The sequence below is a fragment of the Pseudooceanicola antarcticus genome, from assembly GCF_900215355.1.
Lineage (GTDB): Bacteria > Pseudomonadota > Alphaproteobacteria > Rhodobacterales > Rhodobacteraceae > Pseudooceanicola > Pseudooceanicola antarcticus.
The window spans coordinates 154,250-167,781 of sequence record NZ_OBEA01000002.1; the positions used below are offsets into that span (position 1 = coordinate 154,250).

Here is a 13,532-nt window from a genome sequence, read left to right on the forward strand (position 1 = left end):
TGGCGCCCCGTTCCGGGGCGCCGGTTGCGCGGGCTGCCAGGAGGCGCGCCCGCGACTGCCTCAAACCCCGCTCCCGGATCAGGTCCGGGGGCGCCTCCCTGGAGAAAGCTCTTGCGAATTTACCCTCTATTCCTGTGGCTTGCGCGGATCATGGCGATCCTCGGCGGGCTGGTTCTGACGGTGCTTGTCTTGTTGACGGTGGTTTCGGTCACCGGGCGCGCACTCAACGGTGTCATGCATCTTGGCTGGGTCGAGAGCCTGGCCGGGCCGCTGGCCCAGGGGCTGCTCGATGCGGGGCTTGGCCCGATCACCGGCGATTTCGAACTGGTCGAGGCTGGCATCGCCTTCACCATCTTCGCCTTCCTGCCGCTGGCGCAGATCAGCGGCTCCCATGCCACGGTGGACATCTTCACCTCCTTCCTGCCGATCAGCGCCAACCGCGTGCTGATGGCGCTCTGGGAGGTCCTCTTCGCGGCGGCGCTGATCGTCATCGCCTGGCGTCTCTACGAGGGGATGCAGGGCAAGATGCGCTACAATGAGACCACCTTCCTGCTGCAGTTCCCGGTCTGGTGGGCCTTCGCCGCCTCCTTCGCCGCGGCCGTGATGGCGGCACTGGTGAGCAGCTTCACCGCCGCGGCGCGGGTCTGGGAAATGCTTACCGGCGCCTCTGTGCTGCCCGAGTTCGGGGAGGTCGACCATTGACCGATTTTGCCATCGGGATGTGGTCCTTCCCCATCCTCCTGCTGCTGATCTTCCTGCGCATGCCCATCGGGCTTGCCATGTTCGCGGTCGGCTTCCTGGGCCTGTCCTGGGTCACCGGCGGCACCACCGTGGTGCTGTCGAAACTCAAGCTCGAGACCTATTCGACGTTCTCCAGCTACTCGCTGTCGATCGTGCCGATGTTCCTGCTCATGGGCCATTTCGCCACCCTGGGTGGCATGAGCCAGGCCCTCTTCCGCGCCGCCGAGGCCTTCCTGGGCCATCGCAAGGGCGGGTTGGCCATGGCCGCCGTCGGTGCCTGCGCCGGCTTCGGCTCGATCTGCGGCAGCTCGCTGGCCACCGCCGCCACGATGAGCAAGGTGGCCCTGCCCGAGCTGAAGCGCAACGGCTACTCGGGCGGCTTCGCCACCGCCACCCTGGCCGCAGGTGGCACCCTGGGCATCCTGATCCCGCCCTCGGTGATCCTGGTGATCTACGCCATCCTGACCGAGCAGAACATCGCCAAGCTCTTCATGGCGGCCTTCGTGCCCGGCATCCTGGCGGCGGCAGGCTACATGATCACCATCATGGTCTATGCCCGCCTGCATCCCGATGCGGCAGGCCAGCGCCCGCCCATGCCCTGGTCCGAGCGCCTGCGCGCGCTGCTGGATGTCTGGCCCGTGCTGCTGGTCTTCCTGGCCGTGGTCGGCGGTATCTACCTGGGCATCTTCACCCCCACGGAGGGGGCGGCCGTCGGCGCCTTCGGCACCGGACTCATCGCCATCATCAACGGCGGCCTGCGCGGCCGCGCCTGGCTCGAGAGCTTCTATTCCACGGCGCGTTCCACGGCGATGATCTTCTTCATCGTGCTGGGCGCGGGCTTCTACAACGGCTTCCTGGCGCTGACCCAGGTCCCGCAGGAGCTTTCGGTCTGGGTCACCTCTCTGGGCCTGAGCCCCTGGATGGTGCTGGTGCTGATCCTGGTGCTCTACCTGGTGATGGGCTGCGTGATGGATTCGCTGTCGATGATCCTGCTGACCATCCCGATCTTCTGGCCGATCATCTCGGCGCTGGACTTTGGCATGGACCCCGAGGAGCTGGCAATCTGGTTCGGCATCATCGTGCTGATCGTGGTCGAGGTGGGGCTGATCACGCCTCCGGTGGGGATGAACCTCTTCGTCATCAACTCGATGGATCGTGAGACGCCGATTTCGCACACCTACCGGGCGGTCATGTACTTTGTCGCCTCGGATATCCTGCGGGTGGCGTTGCTGGTGATCTTCCCCTCCATCTCGCTGTTCCTGCTGCGTATCTTCCACTAGGACCAGTTCCGCCGGTCCTCGCACAGGGGGCCGGCGGGGGTTTCTCGTGGCGCGTACTCGCCTTAAAGTGGAGCGGCGGGGCCACAGGCAGGAGAGGCAGGATGACAGCGCGGACCGAAAGCAGCGTGACGGCGGCGGACGAGGCCCCCCCGGAGCTCTTCATGCGCGGCCTCGTCGGCCATGCGCTGAAGCGAGCGCACCACCACCTGCATTCCGAAGCCGGGCGCCAGCTGGAAGGGCTGGGCCTGCGCGGCGCGACCTTCTCGGCGCTCTCGGTGATCTGTGACCGGCCCGGCCTGCGCCAGGGCGAGCTGGCAGAGCTGCTCTCGGCGGAGCGGTCCAACATCGTGGTCACCGTCGAGGCGCTGGAAAGCGCGGGGCTCGTGGTGCGGCACCGGATCGAGGATGACAGGCGGGTCTGGCAACTGCATCCGACCGAGACCGGGCGGGCGCTCTGTGCCCGCGCCAATGCCGAGATGCGCGCGCTCGAGGACCGGCTCCTGCGGGGGCTGAACGGGCGCGACAAGGCGCGGCTGATCAGCCTGCTGGAGCGCATCGCTCCGCCGGAAGGCTAGGCCGTTCAAGAATCCTCTGCGCGCTTTCGGGTGCCGATGCTATCCTTTGCGCAGCGTAAAGCCAGGGAGGGCGGCATGGGCGATGTGACAGTTCTCATCGGGACCACCAAGGGGGTCTTTCTGCTGGAGGGCGGCGCGAGGCGCGAGGGCTGGAAGGTCTCGGGCCCACATTGCGGCGGCTGGCCCATCAACCATGTCATCGGAGATCCCGAGACCGGCCGCATCTGGGCCGGGGGCGGGGGCGATTGGTGCGGCGCCGGTGTCTGGCGTTCTGACGACGGCGGCGAGAGCTGGACATGCTCGCGGATGACGCAGGGCATGATGGACGACTGGGCCGCCAATGATCCCGATTTCGCCGCCATGATCGGCTGGACGGAAGAGCCGCTGCCCTTCGGCCATGATTTCAGCCAGGTCTGGTCGCTGCACTATGCCCATGGGGTGCTCTCTGCCGGAACCAAGCCCGCGCGGCTGCTGCAAAGCCATGACGGCGGAGAGACATGGGCCAAGGTCACCGGTCTTTCCGAACATCCCTCTGCCGAGAGCTGGCAGCCCGGTGCCGCCGGGCTGACCCTGCACACGATCCTGTCGGACCCCGACGACCCGGCGCGCAGCTGGCTGGGGATCTCGGCCGCCGGTGTCTTTGCCACCGAGGATGGTGGCGCCACCTGGGACCGGCGCAACCGGCTGTCCAATGCCCAGGCCTGCGACGACCACGATCACCCCGCCGCGCCGCGGGACGGAGAGATCGGCCATTGCGTGCACAACATGGTGCTGGCGCCGGGCGGCGGAGAGCGGCTCTATCAGCAGAACCACCACGGCGTCTGGCGTTCGGAGGATGGGGGCCGCAGCTGGGAGGACATCACCAGGGGCCTGCCCTCGACCTTCGGCTTCCCGGTGCGGGTGCATCCGCGCGATCCCGATACGCTCTGGAGCTTCCCGCTCAACGGCGACATGCAGGGCCGCTTTCCGCCCGATGCCGCCGCCGCCGTCTGGCGCTCGCGCGATGCCGGGGCCACTTGGCAGGCAATGCGCGAGGGGCTGCCGCAGGAGGCCTGCTTCTTCACCGTGCTGCGTCAGGCCATGGGCGGTGACAACCATGATCCGGCGGGGGTCTATTTCGGCACCAACTCGGGCTCTGTCTTCGCCAGCCTCGACGAGGGCGAGACCTGGCAGGAGATCGCCCGCCACCTGCCCACGGTGCTGGCGGTCGAGGTCCTCGACCGCCGCTAGCCCTCAGGAGGCAGGCAGGTTGTAGGGATCGAAGCCGCACATCTCGCCTGCGGCCTGCATGGCCTCGCGGTAGCCCGAGGCCGAGAAGAGCCCGTAGAGCCAATCTTCGCCCAGCCGGTTGCGGCGGATCACCATGCCGATGTCCTGCTGCGCCCCCGCGAAGGCGGCCAGCACGTCACCGACGAAGCCTGCGGTCAAGTCGCCGCGCCCGCCTGCGGGCCAGGCCTCAAGCCACATCTCGTCGCCCAGCCAGGTTTCCACCCCGTCGATCTCGAGCACCGCCTCGTCGATGTCGTCCCAGGGGGTGTCCTCGTCCGGGGACCAGGGCGAATATTCATAGTAGAAGGCCGCGTCGTAGCCGCCGGGGCTGAACTGGAAGACCAGCGCGCCAGAGGTGTCCCGCGCGGCGCGGGTGGTGAAGACATGGCAGCGCTCGCCGATGCGCACGGCGCCCCAGTCCCCGACAGAGACGCCCTGGGCCAGGGCCGGGGGCGCAAGCAACAGCATCAGAATGGCGATCAGGTGGCGCATCGTGGTCTCCTTCCGGGGTTTCAGGTGAATGCCCCGCCCCCTGTCAGCGCCCGGTTAAGGCGGGGCAGGAAACTGCGGAGCATTCTAGCCATCACACCTGGCGCAGCGGCAGGTCCAGGATCTCGCGGGCTTGCTGCCAGCTGGCAACGGGGCGCTCGTACTTCTCGCAGAGCGCGGTGACCCGCTGCACGAGCGCCGCGTTGGAAGGCGCAAGGGTGGTCCGGTCGAGGCGGACGTTGTCCTCGAGCCCGCAACGGGCATGGCCGCCGGTCTCGACCACCCACTCGTTCAGCGTCAGCTGATGCGCGCCGATCCCGGCGGCGCACCATTCGCTGTCGGGCAGCAGGCGGGCCATGGTGGCGCGGTAGTAGTCGAAGACATCGCGGTCCACCGGCATGGCGTTCTTCACCCCCATGACGAATTGCACGTAGGGAGATTTCTCGAGCCGCCCGTCGGCATACATCTTCGCCGCCTGGTGGATGTGGCTCAGGTCGAAGGCCTCGATCTCGGGGCGCACACCGTAGGTCTTCATCTCTGCCGCCAGCCAGTCGACCAGATCCGGCGGGTTCTCGTAGACCCGCGTCGGGAAATTGTTCGAGCCGACCGAGAGCGAGGCCATGTCGGGCGCCAGCGGCAGCATGCCGCCCCGCGTCTGCCCCGCGCCCGAGCGCCCGCCGGTGGAAAACTGGATGATCATGCCCGGACAATGCCGTTCCAGCCCCTCTTTCAGGGCGGCGAATTTCTCGGGGTCCGAGCTGGGCGTCTCGTCGTCGTTGCGCACATGGGCATGGACGATGCTGGCGCCGGCCTCGAAGGCCTCATGGGTCGATTCCACCTGCTCGGAGACCGAGATCGGCACGGCGGGATTGTCGCTCTTGCGGGGCAGCGAGCCAGTGATGGCAACGCAGATGATGCAGGGTTTGGGCTCCATCAGGGCAGTTAGGCGGGCGCTGCGAAAGCTGTCAACCGCGGTGCCTCACGCAGCTGTCACGCAGGCGTGACCAACGAATTGAGAACCGAAGCGACATCGCCGCCGTACTTCCATCAACCAGCCAGCAAGAAGGCTGCCTGGGAACAAATTCTGGAGGAATATGAAGATGACCCGCAAGATCGCACTCACCGCCGCCCTGATCGCTGGTACCGCAACCGCCGCATTCGCAGCTGACAACCCGATGGTCGGCGGCGCGCCGATGATGGCCGACATGACCATCGTCGAGAACGCCTCTGCTGCCCCCAACCTGACCACCCTGGTCGCTGCCGTAAAGGCCGCGGGCCTGGTTGACACCCTGGCCAGCGAAGGCCCCTTCACCGTCTTCGCCCCCACCAATGACGCCTTCGGCATGATCAAGGAAGACAGCCTGAACGCGCTGCTGATGGAAGAGAACAAGGACCAGCTGACGCAGATCCTGACCTGCCACGTGGTCGCCACCGAGGCCTTCTCGACCGACATCGCCGGCATGATCGCCGATGACGGCGGCATGCACGTGGTGCCCACCGTCGGCGGCTGCGAGCTGAAGGCCTACATGGAAGGCGGCGAGCTGAAGCTGGAAGACGAGAACGGCCGTGTCTCCACCGTGACCATCGCCGATGTCGACCAGTCGAACGGCGTCGTCCACGTCATTGACCGCGTCATCCTGCCCGCCGGCCAGGCAGGCTGATACCCAAGCGGTATGTAACGAGTGGCGCGTGTATCGCCGGGACGGGTCACCTTCGGGTGGCCCGTTTTCTTGTGCGCGGTCCGCGACGCGCGACTAGTTCGGGATGTAGGAGATATATTGAACGGGCACCCAGCCCTGTCGCGGGGCGCTGACCTCTCGCCGTTCCAGCGCGCCGCAGACCTCGCGGTTCTGGCCATAGACGATGCCGGCCCAGGTGCCGCGGTACTCGAAGACCAGGAAGGTGTCGCCATGGCTCAGGCCCTGCCGGGTGCGATATTCCTCGCCAGGTCCGGTGCGTATGGGAAAGGTCCCGCCCTCGCCCGGCCCTTCGCCCAGGAAAACCGCCGCCTCGCAATTGCGCCGCGCGTCGCGGGGCAGCTCGTGAATGGCCACGTCAGGCGGTCCCGAGAGCCCTTCGATCTCGACCTGGGTGAAGAGCACGCCAATGCCGCCCACCATGAAGAGCGTACCAAGGAGCAGGCCTAGTCGGATCTGGAATTGCATGGGTTCCTCCGGGCGGCAGTTCCGCCCGCGCCACGCCTATCCCTGGCACCCCCGCGAAGTCACATGAATTCCCCGAAGGATTAGAGGCAAAGGCGCTGCAAACCGCGCCCCTTGCCTCTATCCGACGGCTCGAAATACTGCGGGGGTCCGGGGGCTGGCCCCCGGTCCCGTGCGCTCCACCCGCTCAGGTGCTGCTTCGGCGTCAGGCCAGCAGCCGCCGGGCGATGACCTGGGCCTGGATCTCTGCCGCGCCCTCGAAGATCGACAGGATGCGCGCATCGCAAAGCAACCGCGAGGCCACGTATTCCAGGGCGAACCCGTTGCCGCCGTGGATCTGCAGCGCATTGTCGGCGCAGGCCCAGGCCACGCGGGCGCCAAGCAGCTTGGCCATCCCGGCCTCAAGATCGCAGCGGCGGTCGTTGTCCTTCTCGAAGGCAGCGAAATAGGTCAGTTGGCGCGCTACCATGATCTCGACCGCCATCATGGCCAGCTTGCCCGAGACGCGCGGGAATTGTGCCAGCGGCCCGCCGAAGGCCTTGCGGTCCAGCGCATATTGCAACCCGACGTCCAGCGCAGCCTGGGCCACGCCGATGGCGCGCGCGGCGGTCTGGATGCGGGCGCTCTCGAAGGTCTGCATGAGCTGCTTGAAGCCCTTCCCCTCTTCCCCGCCCAGCAGGTTCTCGCCCTTCACGGCGAAATTGTCGAAACCCAGTTCGTATTCCTTCATGCCGCGATATCCCAGCACCTCGATCTCGCCGCCGGACATGCCCGGCGTGGGGAAGGGATCGTCATCGGTGCCGGGTGTCTTCTCGGCCAGGAACATCGACAGCCCGCGGTGATCGGTCGAGGCAGGATCGGTGCGCGCCAGCAGGGTCATCACATGGGTGCGCGCCGCATGGGTGATCCAGGTCTTGTTGCCGGTGACGCGGTAGTCCTCGCCCTCCTTCACCGCGCGGGTGCGCAGGCTGGCCAGGTCCGAGCCTGTATTGGGCTCGGTGAAGACGGCGGTCGGCAGGATTTCCCCCGAGGCGAGCTTCGGCAGCCAGTGTTCCTTCTGCGCCTCGGTGCCGCCGCAGAGGATCAGCTCGGCCGCGATCTCGGACCGGGTGCCAAGGGAGCCGACGCCGATATAGCCGCGCGACAGCTCTTCCGAGACCACGACCATCGAGGCCTTGGACAGGCCGAAGCCGCCGTGTTCTTCGGGGATGGTCAGGCCGAAGACGCCCATCTCGGCCAGTTCCTCGATCACCGACATGGGGATCAGCTCGTCCTTCAGGTGCCACTCATGGGCGAAGGGCGCGACCTTCTCGGCGGCATAGCGGCGGAACTGGTCGCGGATCATCTCCAGCTCTTCATCCAGGCCGGTGGTACCGAAATGGCCCTGGCCCTGGCGCTCGATCATCAGCTCGGCCAGCCGGGTACGCGCGGCCTGGGTATTGCCGGAGTTGCACAGGGTCATCACCGCATCGGACATCAGCCCGCGCTGGTCCTCCTGGGTCAGGCCAAGGTCCTGCAGGCGCACGATCTCCTGCTGCGACATCTGGATGCCGCCGTAGATCTGCCAGAGGTATTCACCGAAGGCGATCTGACAAAGCAGCCCCTCCATCTCGCCGAAACTGCCCTCGTCAGAGAGCCGCGTGGCCCAGAGGTGCACCTGCCGCAGCGCCTCGGCATAGGTGGCGAGCCAGGCCAGGCCATGGGTGGCGGTCTGTTCGGCCTCCACCGCGCGGGCCGAGACGCGATCCTCGACCACCACCCTCTCGCGGACGCGGTTCCGGGCGCGGGACAGGATATCCTCGACCGGGCCAAGAGCTGCGCCGGTGAGGGTCAGCAGGTCGGGCAGAAGGGCATCGGGCTGCATCGCGGGGTCCTGTCCGTCATGGGGCATCTGGTTTCTCCTCTTCTCGGGCACCGGAATAATCCTTTCGCAGTTGCAGCGCAATATGTTTGCGCAAATCCCCAATCTGAGGATCTAAAGTTACGTGACAGATTTCACTTCTGGCCGGTGCCCTGCGGGTGTAGTCATTTGCCATGACTGAATTTTTGCACCTTCCGGGCCCCGAGGGCCTGACCGCGCTGGCCTGGGTCGCGATCTTCGCCGTGGCGCTGATTGCCGGGCTGGTGAAGGGCATGGTGGGATTCGCCATGCCGATGATCATGATCTCGGGCCTGGGCAGCCTGGTGGGACCGGACTGGGCGCTGGCGGGACTGATCCTGCCGACGCTGGTCACCAATGGCTGGCAGGCGCTGCGCCAGGGGCCGGCCGCGGCCTGGGAGGTGGTGAAGCGGTTCCGCATCTTCCTGGGCGTGGCCTTCGTCATGCTGATATTCTCGGCCCAGCTGGTGCGGGTGCTGCCGCAGCAGGTGATCCTGCTGATGATCGGCGGCCCCATCGTTCTCTTCGCGCTGACCCAGCTGATGGGGAAGGCGCTGACCCTGGCGCATCCGCCGAGACGCAGTGTCGAGCTGGCGGTGGCCAGTTTCGCCGGGTTCATCGGTGGCTTCTCGGGCGTCTGGGGGCCGCCGACCGTGGCCTATCTGACGGCCCTCGACACGCCCAAGAGCGAACAGGTTCGCGTGCAGGGGGTGATCTATGGCCTCGGCGCGCTGGCGCTGCTTGGCGCCCATCTGGGCTCGGGCGTGCTCAGGGCGCAGACGCTGCCCTTCTCCATCGTCATGGTGCCGGTGGCGCTGGCGGGCATGTGGATGGGCTTCCAGCTGCAGGACCGCATCGACCAGAAGACCTTCCGCCGCGCCACGCTCGTGGTGCTGCTGGTGGCCGGGCTGAACCTGCTGCGCCGCGCCCTCTTCGCCTGAGCGCTACCGCTTGCCCGCCCGCTTGGCGCGCGGGCTGCGCGGCGCCACCTTGGCCTCGATATGTTCGATCACCATGGCGGCGATGTCCTTCTTCGAGGTGCGCTCGATCCCTTCCAGGCCAGGCGAGGAGTTGACCTCCAGCACCTTCGGCCCGTCATCGCCCCGCAAGAGATCGACGCCTGCGAGATCCAGCTTCATGGCGCGGGCGGCGCGTACGGCGGTGTCGCGCTCGGCCTTCGAGATCCGCACGGTCTCGGCGGTGCCACCCTGGTGCAGGTTCGAGCGGAAGTCGTCCGGCGCGCCGCGGCGGCGCATGGCGGCGACGACCTTGCCGCCGACGACCAGGCAGCGGATGTCCTCTCCGGCAGCTTCCTTGACGAAGCTCTGCACGAGGAAATCGGCCTTGAGGCCCCGGAAGGCGGAAATCACCGTCTCGGCGGCCTTCTTGGTCTCGGCCAGGACGACCCCCTTGCCCTGGGTCGATTCGAGCAGCTTCAGAACTAGGGGCGCGCCGCCGACCAGATGGATCAGGTTGCCGGAATCCTTGGGGCTGCGGGCGAAGGCGGTGGTGGGCATGCCGATGCGGTGCCGGGCCAGGACCTGGTGGGCATAGAGCTTGTCGCGCGACATGGCGATGCCCTCCGAGCCCGCAAGGCAATAGGTGCCCAGGCTCTCGAACTGGCGCACCACGGCGGTGCCGTAGGAGGTGATCGAGGCGCCGATGCGCGGGATCACAGCGTCGTAGTGGGGCAGGCGGCGGCCGTCGTAATGCACCTCGGCGCCGACGGCGCGGATGTTCATGTAGCAGCGCGAGGTGTCGATGACCTCCAGCGTGTGGCCGCGCGCCTCGGCGGCTTCGATCAGCCGGCGGGTCGAGTAATTGCCGGGCTCGCGCGTCAGCACCGCCAGGCGCAGGGCGCGGCGATGCTGCTTCAGGCGCGGCGTGTCGCGGTAGGCGTCGAAGGAGAGCTCGGGCTGCTGGTAGCTTTGCGAGGGATTGACGATCATGTCCTCGCAGATCGCCGAGCGGCCAAGCAGCATCCGGTAGGCCATGGCGCCCCGGTCGGTCAGGGTCACTTCCAGCGGCCAGCGGCGATCCCCGATCACCACCTCGGTCTCGATGACGAAGCGCAGCTCGGTCTCGCCGTTCGACGAGGTGACCTCGCGCCGGTCCTTGAGCGGCGCCGAGCAGATGATTTCCAGCTCGGGATCGCTGGGGTCGGGGTGGATCGCGAAACGCACCATGGGCTTGTCGGGCGAGCCGAAGGGTTCGATCGAGAAGGCATGTAGCGCGGAGGTCCGCGCCCCGGTGTCCACTTTGGCGCGGATCGCCGGCAGTCCGAGGCCCGGAAGCGAGAGCCATTCTTCCCAGCCGAGAGTGAATTGCGCCATGTCAGGTCCTTCTGAGCTGTCCGCTGCGGGGTGGGGGGAATCGGCGGCCTGGGGCCACCCTATTCAAGTCGCGGCCTTATGACAGGGGCAGGTCTGCCGCAATGGGCCACCTGAGGCGGAGATGATCTTCTCGGGGGCAATGTAGCGGGGGCGCTGCCCCCGTCGAGCAGGGCTCGACTCCCCCGGAGTATTTTCAGCCTGGTGATGATGGCTGGGGGGCGCCAAGAAGGCTCCCTCCTTCTCCGTGAAGAGCGTGCCACGGCCCCGGTTGAGAAGGAGGGAGCCCATCCGGGCAGGGGCCCGCTGCATCACCAGGCTGAAAATACTCCCGCCGGAGGCATGGCCCGGAATGGGCCGGCTCCGCGGGCTGTCCTGGTCTCAGCTGAGGAAGGTATTGCCGAAGCAGATGTCGATGGCCTCGGGGGCCTGCATCGGCTGGACGACCTGGAAGCTCTGACGCAGCAGCAGCTCGTCGCCCTGCGAGACCTCGAAGGTCCAGGTGCCGGTGACCAGCTCGCGGTCGAACTCGAAGTTGAAGCTGCGCACCCCCCAGCGGCTGTCGAGCGCGGGGTTCCAGCTTTCCACTGTCACCTGGCGCGGCCCGACCGGCGGGTGGCGCACGGTGAGAACGTAGGGGCCGGGAGGCGTGTCGGGGGCCAGCCGGATGCGGATGCCGAAGGAGATGCCGATATAGGCCGGGACCACGCGGGTCGAGAGCGCCAGCTCGGGGTTCTCGTCGGTCAGCAGGATGTAGCCCGATTCGGTGTCCGGTGCCGGTTCCCGGGCCACGTGATCGGCAGGGCAGTAGATCCCCGCCTCGGCGAGCTCGAGCGGTGGCTCCAGGATATCGCCGGGCAGGCCGGGGGCCGTGCCTTCGGCCAGGAGCGGCTGCGCCAGGGTGGGCAGGGCCAGTGCGGGCAGTGCTAGGCAGAGGAGAGCGCCGCGCAGAACGGCCATGGCCCCGCCCGGAAGGACGGGGCCAAGAGCCCGGATGGGATGCGCGGCGCGGCTCATGATCAGCCGATCGCGGCGGCTTTCACGTCGTCGTCGATATAGGGCAGGTACTGCTCGAAGTTCTCGGAGAACATGGTGACCAGCTTCGCTGCCTGGGCGTCGTAGCCCGCCTTGTCTTCCCAGGTCTGGCGCGGGTCCAGCAGGGCCGGTGCGACACCGGGGACGGCCACGGGAACCTCGAAGCCGAAGTTCTGGTCCTTGCGGAACTCGGCCTCGTTCAGCGAACCGTCCAGTGCCGCGGTCAGCAGGGCGCGGGTGGCGCGGATCGGCATGCGCGAGCCGGTGCCGAAGCCGCCGCCGGTCCAGCCGGTGTTCACCAGCCAGCAGGTGGCGCCGTGCTTGGCGATCTTCTCGCGCAGCAGGTTGCCGTATTCCTCGGGGCGACGCGGCATGAAGGGCGCGCCGAAGCAGGTCGAGAAGGTGGGGATGGGTTCCACCACCCCGCGCTCGGTGCCCGGGGTCTTCGAGGTGAAGCCCGACAGGAAGTGGTACATCGCCTGCGCCGGGGTCAGCCGCGAGATCGGCGGCAGCACGCCATAGGCGTCGCAGGTCAGCAGGATGATGTTCTTCGGGTGGCCGCCAAGCGCGGTGTCGGACGCGTTGGAGATATACTCCAGCGGGTAGGCGCAGCGCATGTTCTCGGTCAGGCTCGAATCCTCGAAGTCGAGATCAAAGGTCTCTTCGTCGAAGACCATGTTCTCGATCACCGTGCCAAACATCGAGCAGGTGGCGTAGATCTCGGGCTCGGCCTCGGCCGAGAGGTTGATCGTCTTGGCGTAGCAGCCGCCCTCGAAGTTGAAGGTGCCGCGGTCGGACCAGCCATGCTCGTCGTCGCCGATCAGCACGCGCGAGGGGTCGGCCGAGAGGGTGGTCTTGCCGGTGCCCGAGAGGCCGAAGAAGATCGCCGTGTCGACCGGGTTGCCCTTGGCGTGGTTGGCCGAGCAATGCATCGGCATCACGCCCTTTTCGGGCAGCATGTAGTTGAGCAGGGTGAAGACCGACTTCTTGTTCTCGCCCGCGTATTCGGTGCCGCCGATCAGGATGACCTTCTTTTCGAAGTTCAGCGCGATGACGGTCTCGCTGCGGCAGCCATGCTTGGCGGGGTCCGCCTGGAAGCTGGGGCAGTTGATGATGGTGAAATCGGAAACATAGTCATCCAGCGTGTCGCGGTCGGGGCGACGCAGCAGGTGACGGATGAACAGGTTGTGCCAGGCCAGCTCGGAGACCACGCGGACGTTGATCGCATAGGCCGGGTCGGCGCCGCCGATCAGGTCCTGGACGTAGTAGTCCTTGCCCTTCATGTGCGCCAGCATGTCGGCGTAGAGCACGTCGAAGGCCTCGGGGGCCATCTCGGCGTTGTTCTCCCACCAGATCTTGTCGGCCACGTCGGGGGTCTTCACGACGTGCTTGTCCTTGGGCGAGCGGCCGGTGAATTTACCGGTCGTGACCAGGAAGGTCCCGCCCTTGCCCAGGGTGCCTTCCTTGCGCTGCAGGGCAGCTTCGATCAGTGCGGGCTCCATCAGGTTGTAATAGACATTGCCCAGCTCCTCGATCCCTTGATCCTCGAGCCGGAAGTGCGGGTTCACCCGTCCAAATGTCATCTCTAACACTCCTGTAGCCGCGCTGGCGCGGCGGTCCTGTTCTCCTGCGCCGACCTGAAAGGTATCGGAGTGGCCGGACGGAGGAACCGGGGCAAAAGGTCCCGATATCGGGCCTCATAACACGTCAACTTCGATTGTGAACAGTGCGCCGCGGGAGGTTAGCGCAACCATAATCGGTTTAGCGCAACC

13 protein-coding genes are annotated in these 13,532 nt (G+C 66.9%); 6 read left to right on the plus strand and 7 right to left on the minus strand.

Annotated features, from left to right (window positions below):
- Window positions 1-111 precede the first annotated feature (111 nt).
- From CRO50_RS05315 to CRO50_RS05330, 4 genes are all read left to right on the plus strand, one after another.
- Window positions 112-702 (plus strand): TRAP transporter small permease, encoded by a 591-nt coding sequence (locus CRO50_RS05315; RefSeq protein WP_232617756.1) that lies wholly within the window; start codon window positions 112-114, stop codon window positions 700-702.
- On the plus strand, window positions 699-2,021 hold the full coding sequence (locus CRO50_RS05320) for a TRAP transporter large permease (protein WP_097144857.1): 1,323 nt from the start codon (window positions 699-701) through the stop codon (window positions 2,019-2,021). Before CRO50_RS05315 ends, CRO50_RS05320 begins: the two co-directional genes overlap by 4 nt.
- Before the next feature lie 101 nt (window positions 2,022-2,122).
- On the plus strand, window positions 2,123-2,596 hold the full coding sequence (locus tag CRO50_RS05325; RefSeq protein WP_097144858.1) for a MarR family winged helix-turn-helix transcriptional regulator: 474 nt from the start codon (window positions 2,123-2,125) through the stop codon (window positions 2,594-2,596).
- A gap of 75 nt (window positions 2,597-2,671) precedes the next feature.
- Complete coding sequence (locus CRO50_RS05330; RefSeq protein WP_097144859.1) at window positions 2,672-3,826, plus strand: WD40/YVTN/BNR-like repeat-containing protein; 1,155 nt, start codon at window positions 2,672-2,674, stop codon at window positions 3,824-3,826.
- 3 nt (window positions 3,827-3,829) lie between these two features.
- On the opposite strand, the gene CRO50_RS05335 is transcribed toward CRO50_RS05330, so the two are convergent.
- Complete coding sequence (locus CRO50_RS05335; RefSeq protein ID WP_097144860.1) at window positions 3,830-4,357, minus strand: hypothetical protein; 528 nt, start codon at window positions 4,355-4,357, stop codon at window positions 3,830-3,832.
- Between the two features lie 91 nt (window positions 4,358-4,448).
- The gene (locus CRO50_RS05340) at window positions 4,449-5,288 is read right to left on the minus strand and encodes a 3-oxoadipate:acetyl-CoA acetyltransferase (protein ID WP_097144861.1); all 840 of its coding nucleotides are present in this window, start codon (window positions 5,286-5,288) and stop codon (window positions 4,449-4,451) included.
- Between the two features lie 166 nt (window positions 5,289-5,454).
- Here CRO50_RS05340 and CRO50_RS05345 point away from each other — a divergent pair, with 166 nt between their 5' ends.
- Window positions 5,455-6,015 carry a fasciclin domain-containing protein gene (locus CRO50_RS05345; RefSeq protein ID WP_097145339.1) on the plus strand — a complete coding sequence of 187 codons (561 nt, stop codon included), beginning with the start codon at window positions 5,455-5,457 and terminating at the stop codon, window positions 6,013-6,015.
- Between the two features lie 93 nt (window positions 6,016-6,108).
- Here the strand turns inward: CRO50_RS05345 and CRO50_RS05350 are convergent, their stop codons facing one another.
- Window positions 6,109-6,519 carry an SH3 domain-containing protein gene (locus CRO50_RS05350; protein ID WP_097144862.1) on the minus strand — a complete coding sequence of 137 codons (411 nt, stop codon included), beginning with the start codon at window positions 6,517-6,519 and terminating at the stop codon, window positions 6,109-6,111.
- Between the two features lie 202 nt (window positions 6,520-6,721).
- Entirely contained in the window at window positions 6,722-8,407 is a 1,686-nt protein-coding gene (locus CRO50_RS05355) for an acyl-CoA dehydrogenase family protein (protein ID WP_097144863.1), read from the minus strand.
- 143 nt (window positions 8,408-8,550) lie between these two features.
- On the opposite strand from CRO50_RS05355, the gene CRO50_RS05360 reads away from it, so the two are divergent.
- Entirely contained in the window at window positions 8,551-9,336 is a 786-nt protein-coding gene (locus CRO50_RS05360; RefSeq protein ID WP_179747211.1) for a sulfite exporter TauE/SafE family protein, read from the plus strand.
- 3 nt (window positions 9,337-9,339) lie between these two features.
- Here the strand turns inward: CRO50_RS05360 and rimK are convergent, their stop codons facing one another.
- The 3 genes from rimK to CRO50_RS05375 form a co-directional block, all read right to left on the minus strand.
- Window positions 9,340-10,728, minus strand: coding sequence for a 30S ribosomal protein S6--L-glutamate ligase (rimK, locus tag CRO50_RS05365; RefSeq protein WP_097144864.1), 1,389 nt, complete (start codon window positions 10,726-10,728; stop codon window positions 9,340-9,342).
- 378 nt (window positions 10,729-11,106) lie between these two features.
- Window positions 11,107-11,685 (minus strand): DUF3859 domain-containing protein, encoded by a 579-nt coding sequence (locus CRO50_RS05370; protein WP_157791737.1) that lies wholly within the window; start codon window positions 11,683-11,685, stop codon window positions 11,107-11,109.
- Window positions 11,686-11,744: 59 nt separating this feature from the next.
- Complete coding sequence (locus tag CRO50_RS05375; protein WP_097144866.1) at window positions 11,745-13,343, minus strand: phosphoenolpyruvate carboxykinase; 1,599 nt, start codon at window positions 13,341-13,343, stop codon at window positions 11,745-11,747.
- Window positions 13,344-13,532: the final 189 nt, after the last annotated feature.